We start from the raw sequence: 21,376 nt of genomic DNA, 5'->3' as shown, positions 1-21,376 counted from the left end.
GGCAGTTTACCTGCCCAACAGTATAGAGATGATTAAGCACGAAGGCTTTGCTTTTCGTCATTAAATAGCCCGCTGTTATGGCTCGGATAACGTCAGCTTAACCGGTTCAACAGCGAAAGTTACCCCTTTATCGCCGTTGTCTGACACAACATAACGGATCGCACCGACCTGCTGTTGGTAAAAGCGTGAACCTTTGCCTTTTTCCAGCAGGGTAGCCACTTTGCCCAAGCTTTGATCCACCGTGAGTGCCGTTTCAAACTGGCGCATCAGCGCGGCCATGTAGCTAATAGCAATGGTGCGAGCGGCTTTTTCTTCGCCGGCCTGTTGCAGCGGCAGGTGGGTAATTTGTAGCGTTTTGATTTTGCCGGTGCCTTTTTCCAGTGCGGTAGAGGCGTAGAGATTTTCGTTCAACTTGCTGGCGGCGCGCGTCAGCAGCGGGGTGTCGTCTTCGGCCGTTGCGATAGCGCGAAACTCACCGATCGGTAATTTCGGGTTGTCGCGATTATACTTTTCGCGGAATTCCACCACCGTCAGATCAAACGTCGGCGCCCCGGCGAGCAGGTACGGCGCGGTAGGCGACGCGCTGATGGCGGCATCCGGCGGATCGGCCCAGGCGCTGTTGATACTCAATAACAGGCAGGCGATGGCGATGGTTTTTCTCAACATGGTATACACGGCATCAAGAACAAAGATGGCTCCGATTAAAGCGATAACCGAGGGGGATTGTCAAAGATCCCGTGCCATTATCGCTTGCTGGCAGGAAAGCTGTGCGTTACTCCGCGTAATGCAGGGCGGAAACCTTCGCCATGCCGCGCCTATGTTACACTGCACGGCAGATTATGGGCAGGCTAACAACGCAGGATTCAATGACAATACAACAGTGGTGCTTTTCGTTTAAAGGCCGAATTGGGCGGCGTGACTTCTGGATTTGGATGGTGCTGTGGCTGGTGCTGATGGCGGTGGCTTTTTCTCTTGCCAGCCGTGAGCTCGTGGATATCCAGACCATTGCCTTCTTTATCGTCGGGCTGCTATGGCCAACGGCGGCGGTGTTGGTGAAGCGGCTGCATGACCGTAATAAAGCCGGTTGGTGGGCGCTGTTGCTGATCGTCGCCTGGTTGCTGGCGGCCGGAAACTGGCAGATGCTGGCACCGGTTTGGCAGTGGGGGGTAGGGCGTTTTATCCCGACGTTGATCATTGTGATGATGATGATCGATTTGGGCGCGTTTGTCGGCACGCCCGAGGATAACCGTTTCGGCCCACCGGCCAAGCCAGTGAAGTTCAGCGCAGACTGAGGATACGGGTTACCAGTAATGTTCGCTGGTGATATGGCCTGGCTTGCGGCGCAGATGCTTGCGCATCTGCCGCTGATCTTTCAGCGTCTGCTGGGTATCCCGCACCATTTGCGGGTTACCGCACAACATGACGTGGTCCGTTTCAGCATTGATCGTCAACCCTACCGCGGCTTCCAATCGGCCATCCTCAATCAACGCCGGCACACGGCCCGTCAGTGAGCCGGCAACCTCCTCACGGCTTACGACAGTCTGAATGCGCAGTTTGCCGTTGTAGCGCTGTTGCAGCTGTTGCATCAGCGGCAGGTAACTGAGATCGCGTGCAAAGCGGGTGGCATGCACCAGTACCAGATTCTTGAAACGCTCCAGGTCTTTACCCTCCTGCAGGATGGATAGGTATGGGCCGATAGCCGTACCCGTTGCCAGCATCCACAGGGTGTCGCATTCCGGCACTTCGTCCAGCACGAAAAATCCGGCAGCGTCTTTGGTGACCATCACTTCCGACCCCGGCTGTAGCTGATTGAGACGTGGGCTCAGTTTGCCTTCCGGCACGGTGACCAGGTAAAACTCCAGGTTCGGATCGCTGGGGGCGTTGACATAGGAATAGGCGCGTTGCACGCGCTCGCCGTCAATTTCTAGCGCCAATTTGGCAAATTGCCCTGCGATGAAGGGGGCAATGGGGGCGTGGACGGTAATACTGAACAACCCGTCGGTCCACTGCGTGACTTGCGTAACCTTGCCATTAACCCAGTCAGCCATACTCTAAAGCTCCAATGGTCGAATCAAATAAGCGCAATGTCGTGAGCCGGAAATGGCATGTGCGGTACGCTCTATGCGATAGCTGTGACCAAACAGGCGGTGAAACAACTGTAGTTCCGAGTCGCATAGGCTGCTGCAAGCGGTGGCTGCTACGCCAATAGGGCAGTGGTTTTCTACCAGTAGCATACCCTGCGGATGTTCAAACAGCTCGGCCATATAACCATCGTGTTGCCGCAGGCGCACGAGCCGGTTGAGTTTAGCCTGATGGCAAGCCTCCTCGGACAGTTCTTCGGCATAACGTTGATAAAGCTTATCTTCACGTACACTGAGTAACTGTTCTACCCCTTCAGCGCCAAACAGCTGATTCGCAGAATCCAGTAGCGCCGCCGCCAATGTATTGTGGCAATCGGCGAACTGGGCATGACCCTGATGGGTCAGCGACCAGTAGCGCGTAGGGCGACCCACTTTAGTGCGTGCCTCTTCGTAGCAAACCAACTCACGTTTTTCCAGGGATTGCAGATGCTGACGGATGCCCATGGGGGTGATATCCAGACGCTCAGCCAACATTTTGGCGGAATGCGGCCCCAAGGTTTTTAACTGCAATAAAATCAGCTCTGGTGTCTTCATTAACCCAATCCCTATGGCGTTATTTTATTTCAAGATGATGAAAATAATTATCGATTAAATGCTAAAGGTAAACTACTGAAAGTTTGCCATTGTTAACTCTTAAGCGTTAGACGTACAGTTTAATTTACGTGGCTGGTTGCCTTTGCTGCCACTGTGACCAAGATCAATGTTTGCCTGAAACTCGCTAAAAAAATTAAATTTGTTAGCTTATGCCGCCATAGAGGGCTGCTCGCCGTTCTGGCCGAATTTCGAGCCAGAACGGGACGCTGTGACGAGTTAATACGTTAACGAAGATAATGAGAAAAATAGAAAACTTTCACCTGCTGGTGATGCTTACCCTGTTGGTGGCTGTCGGTCAGATGGCACAAACCATTTATGTTCCCGTTGTTGCTGATATTGCCAAAGATCTGTCGGTGCGTTCAGGTGCAGTACAGCGCGTGATGGCGGCATATCTGATGACCTATGGCTTCTCGCAACTGATTTACGGCCCGCTGTCTGACCGTATTGGCCGCCGCCCGGTGATCCTGGCTGGGATGATGATTTTCATGATCGGTGCCCTGGGCGCATTGTTGTCCAACAGCCTGACGATGCTGGTTGCTGCCAGTGCTATTCAGGGGATGGGTACCGGCGTGGCTGGAGTGATGGCACGTACCATGCCACGTGACCTGTATGCTGGCACATCACTGCGATACGCCAACAGCCTGCTTAACATGGGTATCCTGGTGAGCCCACTGCTGGCGCCGATCATCGGTGGGGCATTGGCGATGGTCTTTGGTTGGCGTGCCTGTTATGCCTTCCTGCTGGTGCTGTGTACCGGTGTCGCTTTTGCCATGTTTCGCTGGCTGCCGGAAACTCGACCGCAGCAGACCGAAAAGCGGCGAATGCTGGCGAGTTTCCGCAAGTTGTTGGGCGATAGCACGTTCAGTTGTTATTTGGTGATGCTGATCGGTGCACTGGCGGGGATTGCCGTGTTTGAAGCCAGCTGTGGCGTGCTGATGGGGGGCGTGTTGGGCTTGAGCGGTCTGACCGTCAGTATTCTGTTTATCCTGCCTATACCGGCGGCATTTTTTGGTGCCTGGTACGCCGGTCGAGACGGCAAGACCTTCCACAGTCTGGTGTGGCACTCCGTCATCAGTTGCCTGTTGGCAGGTCTGATGATGTGGATCCCCGGGTGGTTTGGCGTGATGAATATCTGGACGCTGATTGTGCCGGCTGCATTGTTCTTTTTCGGTGCCGGCATGATGTTCCCGCTGGCCACGACGGGTGCGATGGAACCTTTCCCTTATCTGGCCGGGGCCGCAGGCGCGTTGGTCGGTGGCATGCAAAATATGGGTTCTGGCCTGGCGACCTGGCTTTCTGCCATGTTGCCACAGACCGGGCAGTTCAGCCTCGGTTTGCTGATGTTTGCCATGGCACTGTTGATTCTGCTTTGCTGGTGGCCGTTGTCGAACCGAATGCAGCACCAAGGTCATACCGCATAAAACGAGCAGGGCGCCATCGGCGCCCTGTTTCATTACAGCAGGAATTCGTGCAGTGCCGGGTCTTTGCGATCCAGATAATGGGTTGAACGAATGCGGCGAATGGTGCGTGATTTACCGCGGATTAACAGCGTCTCCGTGGTGGCCATATTACCTTGACGGCTGATCCCTTCCAGTAGGTCGCCTTTGGTGATACCGGTCGCGGAGAAAATGACGTTGTCGTTGCGCGCCATGTCATCGAGCATCAACACCTTACCGGCTTCAATCCCCATCTCTTTGCAGCGTGCCAGCTCTTCTTCGCCGATGCGGCGATTCTCGGCACTTTCCCCCTTCACCTGGTGGCGTGGTAACAGCCGTGCCTGCATATCACCGTCCAGTGCGCGGATGACCGCTGCGGAAATTACCCCTTCAGGTGCGCCGCCGATGCCATACATCACGTCGACTTCGCTGTCAGGCATACAGGTCAGGATAGAGGCCGCCACGTCGCCGTCAGGGATGGCAAAGACGCGGACCCCGAGCTGTTGCATGTGGCCGATAACGCCGTCGTGTCGCGGCTTGGCCAGCACGATCACTGTCAGCTGCGACAAGGGTTTGCCCAATCGTGCCGCTACATTCTGCAGGTTCTCTGCCAGCGGCAATGTGAGATCGATGGCGCCGCGTGCTGCCGGGCCGACCACCAGCTTCTCCATGTACATGTCCGGCGCGTGCAGGAAGGTACCGCGATCGCCTACCGCCAATACCGCCAGCGCGTTGGACTGGCCCATGGCGGTCATGCGGGTGCCTTCGATCGGATCGACTGCGATGTCTACCGCGTCACCTTGGCCACTGCCGACCTGCTCACCGATATACAGCATCGGTGCTTCATCAATCTCGCCTTCGCCGATCACGATGCGGCCATCGATATCCACTTTATTGAGCATAATACGCATGGCGTTGACCGCCGCGCCGTCAGCGGCATTCTTGTCGCCGCGTCCCAGCCATTTGTAGCCCGCCAGCGCGGCGGCTTCGGTCACGCGGGAAAATTCGATGGCTAATTCACGTTTCATGGCAAAACCTGTCTGTGAGAAGGAAGAAAATATCGGCAAAGTTTATCACAGGGGCTACGGGGAGGGCGGTGCAAAAAAAACGCGCCGCCCGAAGGCAGCGCGTGATAGGGGTTAACAACGCAGAGCGGCGTTAATCGTGTTCTTCCCATGCTTGTGCACGGGCAACCGCTTTTTTCCAGCCGCTGTAACGGAAGTTACGTTCGGTGGTTTCAATGCTCGGACGGAATTCGCGCTCGATAACCGCCTTGCTCTTCACCTCATCCAGGTCATTCCAATAGCCGATAGCCAGACCCGCCAGGAAGGCTGCGCCCAGTGCAGTCGACTCACGCACTTCAGGACGCTCTACACGGGTGCCGAGGATGTCAGACTGGAACTGCATCAGGAAGTTGTTAGCAACGGCGCCACCGTCCACACGCAGCGATTGCAGGCGGGTGTTGGAGTCAGCCTGCATGGCATCCAGCACGTCGCGCGTTTGGTAAGCGATAGACTCCAACGTTGCACGGATGATGTGGTTGCTGTTCGCGCCGCGAGTCAGACCGAAGATTGCACCACGGGCATACGGGTCCCAATAAGGGGCGCCCAAACCGGTGAAGGCTGGCACCACGTACACGCCATTACTGTCTTTCACCTTGGTGGCAAAGTATTCGGAGTCGGCTGCATCACTGATCAATTTCAGTTCATCACGCAACCATTGAATAGACGCGCCGCCGATGAATACTGCCCCTTCCAGCGCGTAGTTCACTTCGCCGCGTGGACCGCAAGCGATAGTGGTCAGCAGGCCGTGGTTAGAACGTACTGCTTCTTTGCCGGTGTTCATCAACAGGAAGCAACCGGTGCCGTAGGTGTTTTTCGCCATGCCCGGTTGCACGCACAGTTGGCCATACAGCGCCGCCTGTTGGTCACCCGCGATGCCGGCGATTGGAATACGTGTACCGCCTTTACCCCCGATGTTGGTCTGGCCGTACACTTCCGAGGAAGGGCGGACTTTTGGCAACATGGCACGCGGGATATCCAGCGCTTCCAGCATGCGCTCATCCCAGTCCAGCTCATGGATATTGAACATCATGGTACGCGAGGCGTTGGTGTAATCGGTCACATGCACCCGCCCTTGGGTCATTTTCCACACTAGCCAGGTATCGACGGTACCGAACAGCAGCTCGCCGCGTTTGGCGCGTTCACGGGCGCCTTCTACGTTATCCAGGATCCATTTAACTTTGGTGCCGGAGAAGTACGGGTCAACCACCAGGCCGGTGTTGTGACGGATGTACTCTTCCATGCCATCGCGTTTGAGCTTCTCGCAAATGTCAGCGGTACGACGGCATTGCCAGACGATGGCGTTATAAATTGGCTTACCGGTCTCTTTCTCCCAGACGATGGTGGTTTCGCGCTGGTTGGTGATACCGATACCGGCGATTTGATCGGAATTGATGTCGGCCTTCGCCAGCACTTCTACCAGCGTTGAGCTCTGCGATGACCAAATCTCCATCGGGTCATGCTCAACCCAGCCCGCTTTCGGGTAAATCTGCGTGAACTCACGCTGGGATACCGCAACAATATTGGCATCGTGGTCTAGCACTACGGCACGTGAACTGGTGGTTCCCTGGTCGAGCGCGACAATGTATTTTTTTTCTACAGTCATGATTTTAGTCCTGCTGTTGTTAACCGTTTTAAACTGTGCCAATCACGCTTTACGCTGCTGAGCCTTGGCGGCGGGTTTTTCTTCTTCTACGCAAACGTCACACGGCAGATTGCGGCCAATGAGCATGCGGTAGCCGAAGGCACCCAGGCAGGCCCCGATGATTGGACCAAAAATTGGCACCAGGAAGTACGGGATATCACGTGCACCGGTGAAGGCCACTTTGCCCCAGCCCGCCAGATAAGCGAACATTTTAGGACCGAAGTCACGCGCTGGGTTCAGAGCAAAGCCGGTCAATGGTCCCATAGAGGCGCCGATCACGGCAATCAGAATACCAATTAACAGAGGGGCCAGTGGGCCACGCGGAATGCCGTTGCCGTCGTCGGTCAGCGCCAAGATCAGGCACATCAGAATTGCGGTAATTACGGTCTCTACCAGGAAGGCTTGGCCGACAGAAATGTGCGCGTTAGGATAAGTGGAGAAGATGCCAGCCAGGGCAAGGCTTGCATCACTGCCGCGAACCATATGATTGGCTGCTTCAAAGTCGTAGAACAGGTTGTAATACAACCCGTAGACCAAGGCTGCTGCGCAGAAGGCTCCGGCGATCTGCGCGACAATGTAAGGAAGTACTTTGCGTCCGTCAAAGCAGGCGAACAGCCACAGTGCAATGGTGACTGCCGGGTTGAGATGCGCACCGGAGATGGCAGCGGTCAGATAGATAGCCATGGCAACGCCGAGGCCCCAAATGATACTGATTTCCCATTGGCCGAAGCTGGCGCCAGCCAGTTTCAGCGCGGCAACGCAGCCTACGCCAAAGAATATCAACAGGCCGGTGCCGAGGAACTCAGCGATGCACTGGCCTTTTAGGGTCGGACTGGTGGTTTGGCTCATAATGTTGTTGTCCTGCAAAACGGCGGTTATAGGTTTATAGGCTCAGCGAGCGTATCGATTTGGCCTATGGGTACAGTTTTTTCATCTCGTCCAATTATTAATTGAGGACGTGATGTAAATTTATCGTTAACGAACATAAACGAGAAATAGCGAAATCAAAATGTGTGTGCTTCGTCATAAAATTGAGCGAATTCGCGTCGTTCTGTGTTCTTTCTGCGCCATAAAAGTGTGATCTGACCAGTGCTTTCGCCACCGATTGTTAACAAACCGATTTTGCGGGCTGCGGGTATTTTCAGTTTTTGCTGATGGCGAAGGCAGGAAAATTGCAACAGACTGCGCGATGAGCCGGATGTTGCTAGACAGTCGGGGACAGGCTACTTACAATCGTTTTTATCGAAAGAAGCGTTTTATCGGGACAGGCGCGTTATTTTCAATAAAAGCGTGTGTCACTTGGCGCGATGCATATTCGCAGCAGTTGCAACCTGAGTTGCGGCCGTTACCTATAGATGTACGCCTTGCTATCATGAGGGGACTGAAGCATGTCATTTGAAGTATTTGAGAAATTGGAATCAAAAGTTCAGCAGGCGATCGATACCATCACCCTGCTGCAGATGGAAATTGAAGAGCTGAAAGACAAAAACAATACTCTGTCTCAGGAAGTTCAGGCTGCCTCTGGCAACCACGAATCGCTGGTACGTGAAAACCAGCAACTGAAAGAAGAGCAGCACGTATGGCAAGATCGCTTGCGCGCGCTGTTGGGCAAAATGGAAGAAGTCTGATTCCGTATTGCACGATCGAAAAGGGCGCCTTAGGCGCCCTTTTTCATATCTGAAGATTACTCGATGTCGAGCGGGTCTTCAGACAGAATAATACCGGTATTGTCGGCGTACAAATGGTCACCGGAGAAGAACGTCACACCGCCAAAGTTAACGCGGATGTCGCTTTCACCAATGCTTTCACTGGCGGCGCCGACAGGAATGGCTGCCATCGCCTGAATGCCGATATCCAGTTCTTCCAAATCGTCCACCTGACGCACGGCACCGTATACCACGATGCCTTCCCATTCGTTCTGGGTTGCCAGACGCGCCAATTCTGCATTGATCAGAGCACGGCGTACTGAGCCGCCACCGTCAATCACCAGAACGCGACCGCGCCCGTTTTCTTCAAGTAGCTCGAATAACAGGCCGTTATCCTCAAAGCATTTCACCGTAGTGATTTGCCCGCCAAATGAAGTACGCCCGCCAAAATTGGAGAATAGAGGCTCAACTACGTTCACCTCTTCATGATAGATGTCGCAAAGTTCGGAAGTATCGTATTTCATAGGATTTTACGTCTGTTTGCCGCTGGAATAACCAGTATATCCCTTTATTCGCCCTGTTGGCAAAATCATCAGTTCGATGTCTAACTGAGCACCACGCCGATAGCGAACAGCACATTGGCCAGAAGAGCTGCCTTGACCATGTGTTCCAGCATCGGCCGCATACCGGCTGGTGTTGGATCGCGCAGCACGCGCAGGCCATGGCGTACCAAGAGGGGGATCGCCAGCACAAACAGCCAGCCCCACAGGCCATGCAAATTAAGCAGTGTGAACAGCGCGAAGCAGGCTACGGCCCCGATCAGCAACGCGACGTGGTAATAGCGCGCATTCTGTGGCCCAAGGCGTACCGCCAGGGTATTTTTACCGTTGGCACGATCGCTTTCGATATCGCGCAAATTGTTGATGTTGAGCACTGCGGTTGCCAGCAGGCCGCATGCGGTGGCTGGCAGCATCACAATACTGTCAAACGTGTGGGTTTGCAGGTAGTAGGTACCCGCTACGCTCAGCCAGCCGAAGAATACCAGCACCGAGATGTCGCCTAGCCCCAGATAGCCATAGGGTTTGGTACCGACGGTATAGGTAATGGCTGCGACGATAGAAAGCCCACCCAGTACCAGGAAGCCCACGACGTCGCTGGGTTGTTCACAGGCGACGGCGATCAGTGAACAGCCTGCGATGGCGATCAACACCACCGTCACCACCAGAGCGCGTTTCATCTGCGCTTGGGTGATCATGCCTTTTTGCATACCGCGTAGCGGCCCGATGCGGTCTTCTTTGTCGCTGCCTTTTACCGCATCGCCATAGTCGTTCGCCAGGTTGGAGAGAATTTGCAGTAGGCCGGCGGTCAACAAGGCCAGCAGTGCGACGCCAGGTTTCAAGCTGCCTTGCCAGGCGGCAATGGCGGAACCGACGACGATAGATGCAAAGGCCAGCGGCAAGGTGCGTGGCCGTAAACTTTCAAGCCAGGCTCTGGCCGGTGAGGTGGTTGTTGATGAGCTCATTTTTCGCTTCAGAGTAAGTGGCTGTGTCCGTTAGAAATAATTGTGGGAGGCAATGCCTCCCACAGATGACTGACTGGACATGATTGAGCGATTATAGGATAAAACGACTCAAATCTTCATCTGCTACCAGTTCATCCAGATGATTACGTACGTAATCCGCATCAATTGTAATGGATTGACCGTTAATTTCACTCGCATCATAGGAAATATCTTCCATCAGACGCTCAAGCACGGTGTGTAAGCGACGTGCACCGATGTTTTCGGTCGTTTCGTTAACCTGCCATGCGGCTTCAGCGATACGGCGGATGCCTTCAGCGGTGAATTCGATATTCACGCCTTCAGTACCCATCAGCGCTTTGTATTGCTCAGTCAACGATGCGCTTGGTTCGGTCAGGATACGCTCGAAATCTTCAGTGGTCAGCGCTTGCAGCTCAACGCGGATTGGCAGGCGGCCCTGCAGTTCCGGAATCAAGTCTGATGGGCTGGCGGTCTGGAACGCACCGGAGGCGATAAACAGAATGTGATCGGTTTTCACCATGCCGTGCTTGGTAGAGACAGTGCAGCCTTCCACCAGTGGCAGCAGGTCACGCTGCACGCCTTCACGAGACACGTCAGGACCGGAGCTTTGGCCACCACGCTTACAGATTTTGTCGATTTCGTCGATGAACACGATGCCGTGTTGCTCAACCGCTTCAATTGCTTGCTCTTTCAGCTCTTCCGGGTTAACCAGTTTGGCGGCTTCTTCTTCTACCAGCAGCTTGAAGGCTTCTTTGATCTTCAACTTACGTGGCTTCTGTTTTTGACCACCGAGGTTTTGGAACATTGATTGCAGCTGGTTGGTCATCTCTTCCATGCCGGGAGGTGCCATGATTTCTACACCCATCGGCGCAGCAGCCAGATCGATCTCAATTTCTTTGTCGTCCAACTGGCCTTCACGCAGTTTCTTGCGGAATGCCTGGCGAGCAGCAGACGGCTCTTGATGTTCTTCCGCCTGGCCCCAGTTGTTCTTGGCCGGTGGGATCAGCACGTCGAGAATGCGTTCTTCCGCCAGTTCTTCGGCACGGGTACGGTTCTTATCGATCGACTGCAAGCGCACCATTTTGATCGCGGCATCGGTCAGATCGCGGATAATCGAATCCACTTCTTTGCCGACGTAGCCCACTTCGGTGAACTTGGTGGCTTCAACCTTGATGAACGGGGCGTTAGCCAGTTTTGCCAGACGACGGGCAATTTCAGTTTTACCGACACCGGTCGGGCCGATCATAAGAATATTCTTTGGCGTGACTTCATGGCGCAGCATCTCGTTAAGCTGCATCCGGCGCCAGCGGTTACGCAGGGCAATGGCAACGGCACGCTTGGCTTTGTTCTGGCCAATGATGTAGCTGTCCAGTTCGCTGACGATCTCGCGCGGGGTCATTTCAGACATAGTATTCGATCCTTACGCTTTGGAAGGCAATTCTTCAATGGTGTGGAAATGGTTGGTGTAAATACAGATATCACCGGCGATGTTGAGGGACTTATCAACAATTTCGCGGGCGCTCAGTTCGGTATTTTCCAACATCGCACGAGCGGCTGCCTGGGCGTACGGGCCGCCGGAGCCAATCGCAATCAAATCGTTTTCAGGCTGGATCACGTCACCGTTGCCGGTGATGATCAGCGAAGAGTGTTCATCTGCGACAGCCAGCAGGGCTTCGAGTTTGCGCAGCATGCGGTCAGTACGCCAGTCTTTCGCCAGTTCAACGGCGGCTTTCACCAGGTGACCTTGGTGCATTTCCAGCTTGCGCTCGAACAGCTCAAACAGCGTAAAGGCATCCGCTGTACCACCGGCAAAACCAGCAATCACTTTGTCGTTATACAGGCGACGTACTTTCTTGACGTTGCCCTTCATTACCGTATTGCCCAAGGTGGCCTGGCCATCGCCACCGATCACTACCTGGCCGTTGCGGCGTACGCTTACAATTGTTGTCACGAGCAGACCCTCGTTGAAGACGGAAAGAAGCCCTCGCAGCATCTGCTTGCGCAGACACTACGAGGCATATTGAGAGTATAGATGGGGGGGGATTGACGCTTTTCAACCCCCAACGGAGAGGGGAATGCAACTTGACATGCCTACGCCCTTCAGGCGCGACAGGGTTTTGTCCGCAACAGCCCGGCTGCTGTAAGGGCCGAGCACCACGCGATTCCAGCCACCACCCGCCGTAATGCGGCTTTCGATGCCTTCAAACGCCAGGCGTGCACGCACAGACTCTGCCTGATCGGTCGCACGGAATGAACCGCACTGCACCATCCACTTCTGCTTCGATTCTGGCTTGGTTTCCTGCTTGGCCGTTTCCTGACTGACTTCCGGCTTGGTCTCAGGTTTCGGCTGCGGTTTTGGTTCAGGGTGCTTAACCTGCACCGGCGGTTGTGTGACCGGTTGCGGTTTAGGTTTCGGCTGGGCCTGTTGCTGCACAGGTTGCGTCGTCGCGCCGTTGTTGAACGGATTACGCGGCTGCGTTACCTGTGGTTGCTGCTGTATGGGTTGTTGCTGTACCTGCTGTTGTTGCATTTGCTGCTGACGATTATTGCGCGCTGCGGCTTGTGAAGGATCGTTATACGGCACTTCATTGAGCTGCGTTGGGCGCTGTTGCATATCCGCCTGCATCTGATCCAGCAGTTGGCGCTGTTCAGCCGTCAGCTGTGTTTTGGAACTGGCTTCGCCGCCGGCCGTAGGTTCGGTCGGGGTTTGTACGCCAATCTGACGATTTTCCAGCTCTTTGATGTAGCGCCAACGCTCTTCCGGTTTCGGCGGTAGGCCGTTACCCGGACGCGTGTTGTGCACAGGCAGCAGCGGCGCGTCATCCGGCTTGTTGTGCGTAATGAAATAGAGGCCACCGATAAAAATCACCAGCAGTGCGACGGCCAACGCCAACACGGTTTTGGAGACCTTCGGAGAACTGCGTTTTTTACGGCTGGGGGGTTTACGCTTAGCTCCTGCTGCGCGCCCACGGCTTACATAGTCTTTTTGTGCCACTATTATTCCGCTGTGTCCTGATGAGGGGATAAGTCCGTCATGTTACTGAACCCTAAAATATTTGACTAGCGTTTAGGGGCAGCGGTGCTGCCTCTGATAATCAATTCACTGTCCAAAAGCCGGGAGCCGCTTGCCACGGTCTGTCCGTGCAACTGCTCCAACAGCAACAGCATTGCTTGCTGGCCAATCTGGTAGCGCGGTTGAGCCACTGTGGTTAACGGTGGATCGCAATATTGCGCCAATTTGATGTCATCAAAGCCGACGATGGAAAGGTCTTGCGGTACGCGCAGCCCCATTTTTTTCGCCTGCGACAACACGCCGATCGCCATGACGTCACTGTGGCAGAAAATTGCCGTCGGTGGTTTTGGCTGTGCCATCAGCGCCGCCAGCGCCTGAGCGCCAGCTTCGTAGGTGAAATCACCCCGGGTAATATAGCTGCTTTCGACGCTAATGCCATTACGACGTAGCGCCTGAATGTAACCTTGCAACCGATAATGGCTGAGCGGCATCTGTTCAGGCCCGGCGACACAGGCGATTTGTTTGTGTCCGAGCTGATGTAAATAATGTACGGCTTCGAAGGCGGCCGTCAGATTATCGATGTGTACCGTCGGCAGTTCCAGTTCCGGAGCAAACTCGTTGGCCATCACCATCGGTGGCAGATTACGTTGTTCTTCTTTACTGGCATCGAAGGGTAAGTTTGAGCCGAGCAGCAGCATGCCGTCGATTTGTTTGGTAATAATCAGATTAACAAAGGTGCGTTCCTGCTGATTTTGCTGCGCACAGTCGCCAATGAGCACCAGATAGCCCTGTTGTGCCGCTGTTTGCTCGATCCCCTGGATCACGTCGGCAAAAAACGGATCGCAAATGTCGGGGACGATCACCAGGATGGTGCGGGATTCGTTGCGTTTGATATTACGGGAGAGGGCGTGGGGAGAATAGCCAACGGCCAGCACGGCCTGTTCCACTTTCTGACGCGTCGGCGTTGACACCTTTTCCGGATTCATCAACGCACGCGATACGGTTGCCGTTGAAACGCCCGCCATTTCGGCAACGTCTTTCATGGTTGCCATGGATAATTCTTTCTTGTGTTCCAACGCCTTTCTCCTTGCGTTAGCCCCATGCCAACGCGACTGCTTCAGTTTGCTCACAAATTCTGGCGTGCGGTGGTGTTGTTATGATTTAGCGCCATCCGCGCTTAAACATTCGGTCACGGTGCTGCAATCGGTGACAAAATTGCCTTCACAGACATTCTAAACAGAATATGTCCTGCCTTTGTTACCTAATTTGCATAAAAAGTGTGACCCAGGAAGGTTTTTTAGCGTTCGCTCGCAATTTCAAGGGTAAACGTTTGCATTGCATGAACTGAATCAGACTTTTCTGGGTTCAGCTGTCTATCGGATCGATGTCTAGCGTCCATTTCACCTTACGTGCCTGTGGCAGAGTGCCGACCAGTGGCAAGGAACTCTTCATCAACTGTTGTAACACCCGCCGTGAAGGGTGTTGCAGCAAGAGCTGCCAGCGGAAGCGCCCACCGCGTTTCGATTGCAGTGCAGGAACTGGCCCCATCACCCAGAGCGAATCATCTTTTAGTGGGCTGGCTTCCAACAGATTACGCAGTTGCTGCAGGAATTGCGGCGCCTGCTGGTTATCGTGATCTTCCGAGCGCACGATGATATGACTGGTATACGGCGGAAGGAACACACTATTGCGTTCAGCCAGTGTCTGTTTGGCAAAGGCATCGTAGCCCTGTTGAAGCAGTATTTGCAGTAACGGGTGTTCCGGGTGGTGTGTTTGCAACAACACCTCACCCGCTTTTCCCGCACGGCCTGCTCGGCCTGAAACCTGGGTATACAACTGGGCAAAGCGCTCGGCGGACCGGAAGTCAGCAGAGAACAGTGCACCGTCAACGTCCAGAAGTGCCACTAACGTTACATCTGGGAAATGGTGGCCTTTTGCCAACATTTGAGTGCCGATCAAAATGCGTGAACCGCCACGGTGGATATCTGCCAGGTGCTGTTCGAGCGAGCCTTTACGGCTGGTGGTATCGCGATCGATACGGGTGATTGGCGTTTCTGGGAACAGTGGCGCCAGCTCATTTTCCAACTGCTCGGTGCCGACACCGACTGACACCAGATGCGTTGATCCGCACTGTGGGCACTGATGGGGCACGGGGCGTTGGCTGTCACAGTGGTGGCAGCGCAGTTGCCGCTGGTTCTGGTGAAAGGTGTAGTAATGATCGCAACGTTGGCATTCGGCGATCCAGCCGCATTCATGGCACAACAGCGCCGGTGCGTAGCCGCGTCGATTAAGGAACAGCATCACCTGATTGCCGGCTTTCAAATGGTGTTGCATGCTTTTCAGCAACGGCTGCGACAGACCCACTTTTAGAGGTAGCCCTTTCAGATCGATCAGGTGCTGCGTCGCGGGTTTGGCGTTTCCGGCGCGCTGGGTGAGTTTAAGCTGGCGATATTTGCCCAGTTGCACATTGTGCAAGGTTTCCAGCGCCGGCGTGGCGGTGCCCATCACCATGGGGATGTTTTCCTCACGGGCACGGAATACCGCCAGGTCGCGAGCGTGATAACGCCACCCTTCCTGCTGTTTATAAGAACTGTCGTGTTCTTCGTCGATGATGATCACGCCCAGGTTTGAAAACGGGGTAAACAGCGCCGAACGGGTGCCGATGACAATCGCTGCCTCGCCACTGCGGGCGCGCAGCCATACCGCCAGTCGCTCGCTGTCGTTGAGGCCGGAGTGCAGTACCTCCACCGGGGCGTTAAAGCGCTCGCGAAAGCGGGCAATGGTCTGCGGCGTCAGGCCGATTTCCGGCACCAGTACCAGCGCTTGCTTACCCTTGGCCAGAATGTTTTCCAGCACGCTGAGATAGACTTCAGTCTTGCCGGAACCCGTGACCCCGGCCAACAACCAGGTGGCGAACCGATCGTCTTCGCTGCGGATGGCGCCTACGGCCGTGGCCTGTTCGGTGTTGAGCCGCAGCCGTTCACCCAGTACTTCAAAGCCTGGCCGCCAGTCCTGAGTTGCGACTGTCTGGGCGCGTAAGTCGACTAATCCCTTAGCGCGTAACGCTTGCAACGCGCTTTCGGTTAACTCCAGCTCACTGACCTGATGACGATAGACAGGACGCTGCAGCAGCGCGGCGAGGGCCTGTTGCTGTTTAGGCGCACGTTTGAGGCTTTCCGGTAGGGTGGCACGGCCCTGCTCGGTGGCAAACCACTGCCATAATGGCGCGGTTTCGGCGGGCTTTCCCTGGCGCAGCAGGATCGGCAGTGCGTGAAACAGCACTTCGCCGATGGGGTAATGATAATAGTCACTGGCCCAGCATAGAATGCGCCACAGGCTGGTTGAGAACAGGGACGCATTGTCGATCACGCTGTCGATCGGCTTGAGTTTATCTAGCGGTAATTCGCTGGTCTCGCTACAGCCAGTGACGATACCTATTGCCCGTTGTTTGCCCCAGGGAACGCCCACGCGTGCGCCAACTACCGGCTGCAGATCTTGCGGCAGCAGATAGTCGAAAGTGCGGGCGAGGGGTACCGGCAAAGCAACGTGAACAACAGGCATGAGGTCATCCAGAGTAAAAAAACAGTCCATCAGTTTACACGGCGCATCGGCAAATGTACGGATCCGATTGCGCGGCACTTTTAATTCTGTATAATTTGCCGCCTTTGGTATAATTCGATACCAAATTTATTATCAACCACGTGTGGTGTCTGGCGAAACAGGGCTGGATAGCGACACGGCCTTAACTGAGGTTTCCCATGAAACAAGGTATCCACCCAAAATACGAATTAGTTACTGCTAACTGCTCTTGCGGTAACGTGATCAAAATCCGCTCTACCGTGGGTCACGATCTGAACCTGGACGTTTGTGGCGAATGCCACCCGTTCTACACTGGCAAGCAGCGTGACGTTGCTACCGGTGGCCGCGTTGACCGCTTCAACAAGCGTTTCAGCGTACCAGGCGCTAAGAAATAAGATTTCTTATCGTCAGATGAAAAAGGCGCCTTCGGCGCCTTTTTTCGTTTCTACCCTCTGCATTCGCAGACCGGCACTTAATATTCCCAGGTATCGGGATCCACACCCAATTCACGCATCAGCAGTTTCGCGGCTTCCGGGATTTCATCGCTGCGTTCTTTGCGCAGGTCTTCGTCGTTCGGCAGCGGCTGGCCGGTAAAGGCGTGCAGAAATGCTTCGCACAGCAATTCGCTGTTGGTGGCATGGCGCAGGTTATTGACCTGGCGACGCGTCCGTTCATCGGTGAGGATTTTCAGAACCTTCAGCGGAATGGATACCGTGATTTTTTTTACTTGCTCGCTTTTTTTACCGTGTTCAGCGTAAGGGCTGACATACTCGCCGTTCCACTCAGCCATGGGACACCTTAAATTTGTCAGAAAAATTACAAAATTCTAAAAACCGGCCAATTATGCCCGATCTTCACTGTTCTCACTAAATAAATGTCAATTTTACGCGACCAGGGTCACTGAATGCTGACGATCAATAGGTGTCGCCTATGCATTCCGGGTTAACATCGTATCGTCATATCAAACTGGCATAATTTTAGCGGGTATTATGGCTTTGCTCAATCTATACGCAAAGAAGTTTAGATGTCCAGATGTATTGACGTCTATCGTTGCTGCGATTAATCTTTAGGCCTCATTCATCCGAATCCCGAGAGCCGAGAGACCCTATGACGCGTAAACCTGCCACGATTGCCGTACGTAGCGGCCTGAACGATGACGAACAGTACGGTTGCGTTGTTCCGCCGATCCACCTATCCAGTACCTATAATTTTACTGACTTCAATCAGCCTCGTGCTCATGACTATTCACGCCGCGGTAACCCGACACGCGATGTGGTGCAGCGTGCACTGGCCGAGTTGGAAGGGGGGGCTGGGGCCGTGATGACCAGTAGCGGGATGTCGGCGATCCATCTGGTGACGACCGTGTTCCTGCAACCCGGCGATCTTCTGGTGGCTCCGCATGACTGTTATGGCGGTAGCTATCGTCTGTTCGACAGCCTGAGTAAGCGTGGTGCTTACCGCGTGCTGTTTGTCGATCAGGGGAATGAAACGGCATTACAGCAGGCGTTGGCGCAAAAGCCCAAGTTGGTACTGATTGAAAGCCCAAGTAATCCGCTATTGCGGGTGGTGGATATCGCCGCTATTTGTGACGCTGCCCATGCAGCAGGTGCGCTGACGGTGGTGGACAATACCTTCCTCAGCCCGGCATTGCAGCAGCCTATCAGCCTGGGGGCGGATTTGGTGGTGCACTCCTGCACCAAGTATCTCAATGGTCATTCTGACGTTGTGGCCGGAGCGGTCATCGCCAAAGATAAAGATCTGGCGGTTGAGCTGGCCTGGTGGGCCAATAATATCGGCGTGACGGGTGGTGCGTTCGACAGCTATTTACTGCTGCGTGGCATGCGTACGCTGTCACCACGCATTAAGGCAGCGCAACAAAACGCCGAAGCGATTGTCAGTTATTTACAGCAGCAACCCTTAGTGAAAAAGCTGTATCATCCTTCTCTGCCACAGAACCCTGGGCACGAGATTGCACGTCGTCAGCAACGCGGCTTTGGCGCGATGCTCAGCTTTGAACTGGACGGTGACGAAGCGCTATTGCGCCGTTTTCTGTCTGCCCTTGAGTTGTTTACTCTGGCAGAATCGTTGGGCGGCGTAGAAAGCCTGATCTCGCATGCAGCGACCATGACCCATGCAGGTATGGCGGCGGAAGCCCGTGCGGCGGCCGGTATTTCCGAAAGCCTGCTGCGTATCTCCGTGGGTATTGAAGACAGTGAAGATTTGATTGCCGATCTGGAACGAGCCTTCCAGGCGGCGGCAACGAGGTAAGCATGAATGCAATTGCGGTAGCAGGGCCGGTGAGCGGGCGTCAACTGCACAAGTTTGGCGGCAGTAGCCTGGCGGATGTGAAGTGTTATCTGCGGGTGGCCGGGATCATGGCCGAATACAGCCAGCCAGGCGACATGATGGTGGTGTCGGCGGCCGGCAGTACCACCAACCAACTGATCAGCTGGCTGAAGCTCAGCCAGAGCGATCGCCTTTCTGCACATCAGGTTCAGCAGACGTTACGCCGTTATCACAGCGAATTAATAAGCGGTCTGTTACCGCCGGAAACCGCTGAGCCATTGATCGCCGAATTTATTCAGGATCTGGAGCGTCTGGCAGTCTTGCTGGACGATAAGCTCGACGACGTCATCTACGCTGAGGTGGTTGGCCATGGCGAGATCTGGTCTGCACGCTTGATGGCAGCGGTACTGAACAAGCTGGACATGCAGGCGGCCTGGCTGGATGCGCGCGATTTCCTGCGTGCGGAACGCGCCGCTCAGCCGCAAGTTGACGAAGGCCGTTCTTATCCGTTGTTGCAACAGTTGTTGGCCCAACACCCGGGTAAACGTTTGGTGGTGACCGGCTTTATTTCACGCAACGACGCCGGTGAAACCGTGCTGTTGGGGCGTAACGGCAGTGACTATTCTGCAACCCAGGTCGGTGCGCTGGCCGGGGCGGAACGCGTGACCATTTGGAGTGACGTGGCAGGGGTTTACAGCGCCGACCCGCGCAAGGTAAAAGACGCTTGCCTGCTGCCACTGCTGCGTTTGGACGAAGCCAGTGAACTGGCGCGTTTGGCGGCACCTGTGCTGCACACCCGCACCCTGCAGCCGGTATCCGGTAGCGATATCGATCTTCAACTGCGTTGCAGTTATCAGCCGGAACAAGGCTCAACGCGTATCGAACGTGTACTCGCCTCTGGCACGGGGGCGAAGATTGTCACCAGTCATGATGATGTGTGCCTGATTGAGCTGAATGTTGCCAGCCAACATGATTTTAAGCTGGCACAGAAAGAACTGGATCTGGTGCTCAAGCGTGCGCAGATCAAACCGCTGGCGGTAGGTATTCATCCGGACCGTAACTTGATACAGCTATGCTACACCTCGGAAGTGGTGAACAGCGTACTGCGTACGTTGCAGGATACGGCGCTGCCGGGTGAACTGCAGCTGCGTGAAGGGTTGGCGCTGGTGGCGCTGGTGGGGGCCGGTGTGTGTAAGAACCCGCTGCACAGTCATCGTTTTTATCAACAGCTGAAAGACCAACCGGTAGAGTTTATTTGGCAGTCCGAAGATGGCATCAGTATGGTGGCGGTGCTGCGCAAGGGGCCTACCGGGTTACTGATTCAGGGCCTGCACCAAAGCCTGTTCCGTGCCGAGAAACGTATTGGTCTGGTGCTGTTCGGCAAAGGCAATATCGGTGCACGTTGGCTGGAGCTGTTTGCCCGCGAGCAGAAAAATATTTCCGCCCGCAGCGGGTTTGAGTTCAGCCTGGCTGGCGTGGTGGACAGTCGCCGCAGCTTGCTGAACTACGATGGCCTGGACGCCAGCCGCGCATTGGCATTCTTTGAAGACGAAGCGCAAGAACTGGACGAAGAGTCACTGTTCCTGTGGATGCGTGCGCACCCGTTTGACGATTTGGTGGTGCTTGATGTCACCGCCAGTGAAAGTCTGGCTGAGCAGTATCTGGATTTCGCCAGCTATGGTTTCCATGTGATCAGTGCCAATAAGCTTGCGGGGGCATCCTGTAGCGACAACTATCGCCAAATTCGCGATGCCTTCGCCAAAACGGGCCGCCATTGGTTGTATAACGCCACGGTTGGTGCGGGCCTGCCTGTCAATCATACGGTACGAGACCTGCGCGACAGCGGTGACAGCATTCTGGCGATAAGCGGCATCTTCTCGGGTACGCTTTCCTGGTTGTTCCTGCAGTTCGACGGCACGGTGCCGTTCACCGAGCTGGTGGATCAGGCGTGGCAGCAGGGGCTGACAGAACCGGATCCACGGGTTGACCTCTCTGGTCAGGACGTGATGCGTAAGTTGGTGATCCTGGCGCGTGAGGCGGGTTACGATATTGAACCGAACCAGGTCCGCGTCGAATCGCTGGTGCCTGCAGGGGCTGAACAGGGCTCTGTCGATCAGTTCTTCGAAAACGGCGATGCGCTGAATCAGCAAATGCTGCAACGTTTTGAGGCCGCCAATGAAATGGGGCTGGTGCTGCGACACGTGGCGCGCTTCGATGCCAATGGCAAGGCTCGTGTCGGCGTGGAAGCAGTGCGTCCTGAGCACCCGCTGGCGTCGCTGTTGCCGTGTGATAACGTGTTTGCCATCGAAAGCCGTTGGTACCGAGACAATCCACTGGTGATCCGCGGTCCGGGTGCGGGTCGTGATGTCACCGCCGGTGCGATCCAGTCAGACCTTAACCGTTTGGCGCAACTGCTTTAATTTCCTTGTGGGTGC

The 21,376-nt window shown here is 54.9% G+C and carries 20 protein-coding genes; 6 read left to right on the top strand and 14 right to left on the bottom strand.

The genetic code is table 11. The features are described from left to right. Nucleotides 1-75 precede the first annotated feature (75 nt). On the bottom strand, nt 76-666 hold the full coding sequence (locus JOE25_RS24555) for a DUF1454 family protein (RefSeq protein WP_209640040.1): 591 nt from the start codon (nt 664-666) through the stop codon (nt 76-78). Between the two features lie 200 nt (nt 667-866). On the opposite strand from JOE25_RS24555, the gene JOE25_RS24550 reads away from it, so the two are divergent. Then, the gene (locus JOE25_RS24550; RefSeq protein WP_037425588.1) at nt 867-1,292 is read left to right on the top strand and encodes a DUF805 domain-containing protein; all 426 of its coding nucleotides are present in this window, start codon (nt 867-869) and stop codon (nt 1,290-1,292) included. A gap of 9 nt (nt 1,293-1,301) precedes the next feature. Here JOE25_RS24550 and fpr read toward each other — a convergent pair whose 3' ends face one another. Together fpr and JOE25_RS24540 are read right to left on the bottom strand one after the other, a co-directional pair. Continuing rightward, nucleotides 1,302-2,048: a ferredoxin--NADP(+) reductase gene (gene fpr / locus JOE25_RS24545; RefSeq protein ID WP_209640038.1), complete on the bottom strand. Its 747-nt coding sequence runs from the start codon at nt 2,046-2,048 to the stop codon at nt 1,302-1,304. 3 nt (nt 2,049-2,051) lie between these two features. After that, the gene (locus tag JOE25_RS24540) at nt 2,052-2,675 is read right to left on the bottom strand and encodes an HTH domain-containing protein (protein ID WP_209640036.1); all 624 of its coding nucleotides are present in this window, start codon (nt 2,673-2,675) and stop codon (nt 2,052-2,054) included. Between the two features lie 296 nt (nt 2,676-2,971). On the opposite strand from JOE25_RS24540, the gene emrD reads away from it, so the two are divergent. Next, nucleotides 2,972-4,156 (top strand): multidrug efflux MFS transporter EmrD, encoded by a 1,185-nt coding sequence (emrD, locus tag JOE25_RS24535; RefSeq protein WP_209640034.1) that lies wholly within the window; start codon nt 2,972-2,974, stop codon nt 4,154-4,156. A gap of 32 nt (nt 4,157-4,188) precedes the next feature. Here the strand turns inward: emrD and glpX are convergent, their stop codons facing one another. The 3 genes from glpX to JOE25_RS24520 all read right to left on the bottom strand — a co-directional run bounded on the left by glpX (nt 4,189) and on the right by JOE25_RS24520 (nt 7,726). Further along, nucleotides 4,189-5,199 (bottom strand): class II fructose-bisphosphatase, encoded by a 1,011-nt coding sequence (gene glpX, locus JOE25_RS24530; protein WP_209640032.1) that lies wholly within the window; start codon nt 5,197-5,199, stop codon nt 4,189-4,191. A 130-nt stretch (nt 5,200-5,329) separates the two neighbouring features. Then, nucleotides 5,330-6,838 (bottom strand): glycerol kinase GlpK, encoded by a 1,509-nt coding sequence (glpK, locus tag JOE25_RS24525; protein ID WP_209640029.1) that lies wholly within the window; start codon nt 6,836-6,838, stop codon nt 5,330-5,332. Between the two features lie 42 nt (nt 6,839-6,880). After that, complete coding sequence (locus JOE25_RS24520; RefSeq protein WP_037425575.1) at nt 6,881-7,726, bottom strand: MIP/aquaporin family protein; 846 nt, start codon at nt 7,724-7,726, stop codon at nt 6,881-6,883. A 539-nt stretch (nt 7,727-8,265) separates the two neighbouring features. Here JOE25_RS24520 and zapB point away from each other — a divergent pair. Next, complete coding sequence (gene zapB, locus JOE25_RS24515; RefSeq protein WP_012147470.1) at nt 8,266-8,505, top strand: septal ring assembly protein ZapB; 240 nt, start codon at nt 8,266-8,268, stop codon at nt 8,503-8,505. Nucleotides 8,506-8,561: 56 nt separating this feature from the next. Here the strand turns inward: zapB and rraA are convergent, their stop codons facing one another. The 7 genes from rraA to priA all read right to left on the bottom strand — a co-directional run bounded on the left by rraA (nt 8,562) and on the right by priA (nt 16,637). Continuing rightward, nucleotides 8,562-9,047: a ribonuclease E activity regulator RraA gene (rraA, locus tag JOE25_RS24510; RefSeq protein ID WP_020837546.1), complete on the bottom strand. Its 486-nt coding sequence runs from the start codon at nt 9,045-9,047 to the stop codon at nt 8,562-8,564. Nucleotides 9,048-9,127: 80 nt separating this feature from the next. Further along, the gene (locus JOE25_RS24505) at nt 9,128-10,045 is read right to left on the bottom strand and encodes a 1,4-dihydroxy-2-naphthoate polyprenyltransferase (protein WP_209640026.1); all 918 of its coding nucleotides are present in this window, start codon (nt 10,043-10,045) and stop codon (nt 9,128-9,130) included. A gap of 91 nt (nt 10,046-10,136) precedes the next feature. Then, nucleotides 10,137-11,471, bottom strand: a complete 1,335-nt coding sequence (gene hslU, locus JOE25_RS24500) for an HslU--HslV peptidase ATPase subunit (protein WP_209640023.1) — start codon at nt 11,469-11,471, stop codon at nt 10,137-10,139. Nucleotides 11,472-11,483: 12 nt separating this feature from the next. Continuing rightward, nucleotides 11,484-12,014, bottom strand: a complete 531-nt coding sequence (gene hslV / locus JOE25_RS24495) for an ATP-dependent protease subunit HslV (RefSeq protein ID WP_004953184.1) — start codon at nt 12,012-12,014, stop codon at nt 11,484-11,486. A gap of 102 nt (nt 12,015-12,116) precedes the next feature. After that, complete coding sequence (gene ftsN / locus JOE25_RS24490) at nt 12,117-13,058, bottom strand: cell division protein FtsN (RefSeq protein WP_209640020.1); 942 nt, start codon at nt 13,056-13,058, stop codon at nt 12,117-12,119. 65 nt (nt 13,059-13,123) lie between these two features. After that, entirely contained in the window at nt 13,124-14,152 is a 1,029-nt protein-coding gene (gene cytR / locus JOE25_RS24485) for a DNA-binding transcriptional regulator CytR (RefSeq protein WP_209640016.1), read from the bottom strand. A 289-nt stretch (nt 14,153-14,441) separates the two neighbouring features. Further along, entirely contained in the window at nt 14,442-16,637 is a 2,196-nt protein-coding gene (priA, locus tag JOE25_RS24480; RefSeq protein WP_209640013.1) for a primosomal protein N', read from the bottom strand. 197 nt (nt 16,638-16,834) lie between these two features. Here priA and rpmE point away from each other — a divergent pair, with 197 nt between their 5' ends. Continuing rightward, nucleotides 16,835-17,050: a 50S ribosomal protein L31 gene (rpmE, locus tag JOE25_RS24475; protein WP_209640010.1), complete on the top strand. Its 216-nt coding sequence runs from the start codon at nt 16,835-16,837 to the stop codon at nt 17,048-17,050. A 77-nt stretch (nt 17,051-17,127) separates the two neighbouring features. On the opposite strand, the gene metJ is transcribed toward rpmE, so the two are convergent. Then, complete coding sequence (metJ, locus tag JOE25_RS24470; protein WP_012147461.1) at nt 17,128-17,445, bottom strand: met regulon transcriptional regulator MetJ; 318 nt, start codon at nt 17,443-17,445, stop codon at nt 17,128-17,130. 317 nt (nt 17,446-17,762) lie between these two features. Between metJ and metB the strand changes: the two genes are divergently transcribed. Together metB and JOE25_RS24460 are read left to right on the top strand one after the other, a co-directional pair. After that, complete coding sequence (gene metB, locus JOE25_RS24465) at nt 17,763-18,923, top strand: cystathionine gamma-synthase (protein ID WP_209640007.1); 1,161 nt, start codon at nt 17,763-17,765, stop codon at nt 18,921-18,923. Between the two features lie 2 nt (nt 18,924-18,925). Further along, nucleotides 18,926-21,361, top strand: a complete 2,436-nt coding sequence (locus JOE25_RS24460) for a bifunctional aspartate kinase/homoserine dehydrogenase II (protein ID WP_209640004.1) — start codon at nt 18,926-18,928, stop codon at nt 21,359-21,361. Nucleotides 21,362-21,376 lie beyond the last annotated feature (15 nt).

It is taken from the genome of Serratia sp. PL17 (assembly GCF_017832355.1).
In the GTDB taxonomy this organism is placed as follows: Bacteria; Pseudomonadota; Gammaproteobacteria; order Enterobacterales; family Enterobacteriaceae; genus Serratia.
The sequence above is the reverse complement of the archived record's forward strand: the minus strand, read 5'-3'. Positions and strand labels throughout refer to the sequence as shown.

Excerpts from the sequence above, each read along its gene's own strand:
- JOE25_RS24555 (WP_209640040.1), bottom strand. The coding sequence starts at position 666 with ATGTTGAGAAAAACCATCGCCATCGCCTGCCTGTTATTGAGTATCAAC.
- JOE25_RS24550 (WP_037425588.1), top strand. The coding sequence starts at position 867 with ATGACAATACAACAGTGGTGCTTTTCGTTTAAAGGCCGAATTGGGCGG.
- fpr (WP_209640038.1), bottom strand. The coding sequence starts at position 2,048 with ATGGCTGACTGGGTTAATGGCAAGGTTACGCAAGTCACGCAGTGGACC.
- JOE25_RS24540 (WP_209640036.1), bottom strand. The coding sequence starts at position 2,675 with ATGAAGACACCAGAGCTGATTTTATTGCAGTTAAAAACCTTGGGGCCG.
- emrD (WP_209640034.1), top strand. The coding sequence starts at position 2,972 with ATGAGAAAAATAGAAAACTTTCACCTGCTGGTGATGCTTACCCTGTTG.
- glpX (WP_209640032.1), bottom strand. The coding sequence starts at position 5,199 with ATGAAACGTGAATTAGCCATCGAATTTTCCCGCGTGACCGAAGCCGCC.
- glpK (WP_209640029.1), bottom strand. The coding sequence starts at position 6,838 with ATGACTGTAGAAAAAAAATACATTGTCGCGCTCGACCAGGGAACCACC.
- JOE25_RS24520 (WP_037425575.1), bottom strand. The coding sequence starts at position 7,726 with ATGAGCCAAACCACCAGTCCGACCCTAAAAGGCCAGTGCATCGCTGAG.
- zapB (WP_012147470.1), top strand. The coding sequence starts at position 8,266 with ATGTCATTTGAAGTATTTGAGAAATTGGAATCAAAAGTTCAGCAGGCG.
- rraA (WP_020837546.1), bottom strand. The coding sequence starts at position 9,047 with ATGAAATACGATACTTCCGAACTTTGCGACATCTATCATGAAGAGGTG.
- JOE25_RS24505 (WP_209640026.1), bottom strand. The coding sequence starts at position 10,045 with ATGAGCTCATCAACAACCACCTCACCGGCCAGAGCCTGGCTTGAAAGT.
- hslU (WP_209640023.1), bottom strand. The coding sequence starts at position 11,471 with ATGTCTGAAATGACCCCGCGCGAGATCGTCAGCGAACTGGACAGCTAC.
- priA (WP_209640013.1), bottom strand. The coding sequence starts at position 16,637 with ATGCCTGTTGTTCACGTTGCTTTGCCGGTACCCCTCGCCCGCACTTTC.
- rpmE (WP_209640010.1), top strand. The coding sequence starts at position 16,835 with ATGAAACAAGGTATCCACCCAAAATACGAATTAGTTACTGCTAACTGC.
- metJ (WP_012147461.1), bottom strand. The coding sequence starts at position 17,445 with ATGGCTGAGTGGAACGGCGAGTATGTCAGCCCTTACGCTGAACACGGT.
- metB (WP_209640007.1), top strand. The coding sequence starts at position 17,763 with ATGACGCGTAAACCTGCCACGATTGCCGTACGTAGCGGCCTGAACGAT.
- JOE25_RS24460 (WP_209640004.1), top strand. The coding sequence starts at position 18,926 with ATGAATGCAATTGCGGTAGCAGGGCCGGTGAGCGGGCGTCAACTGCAC.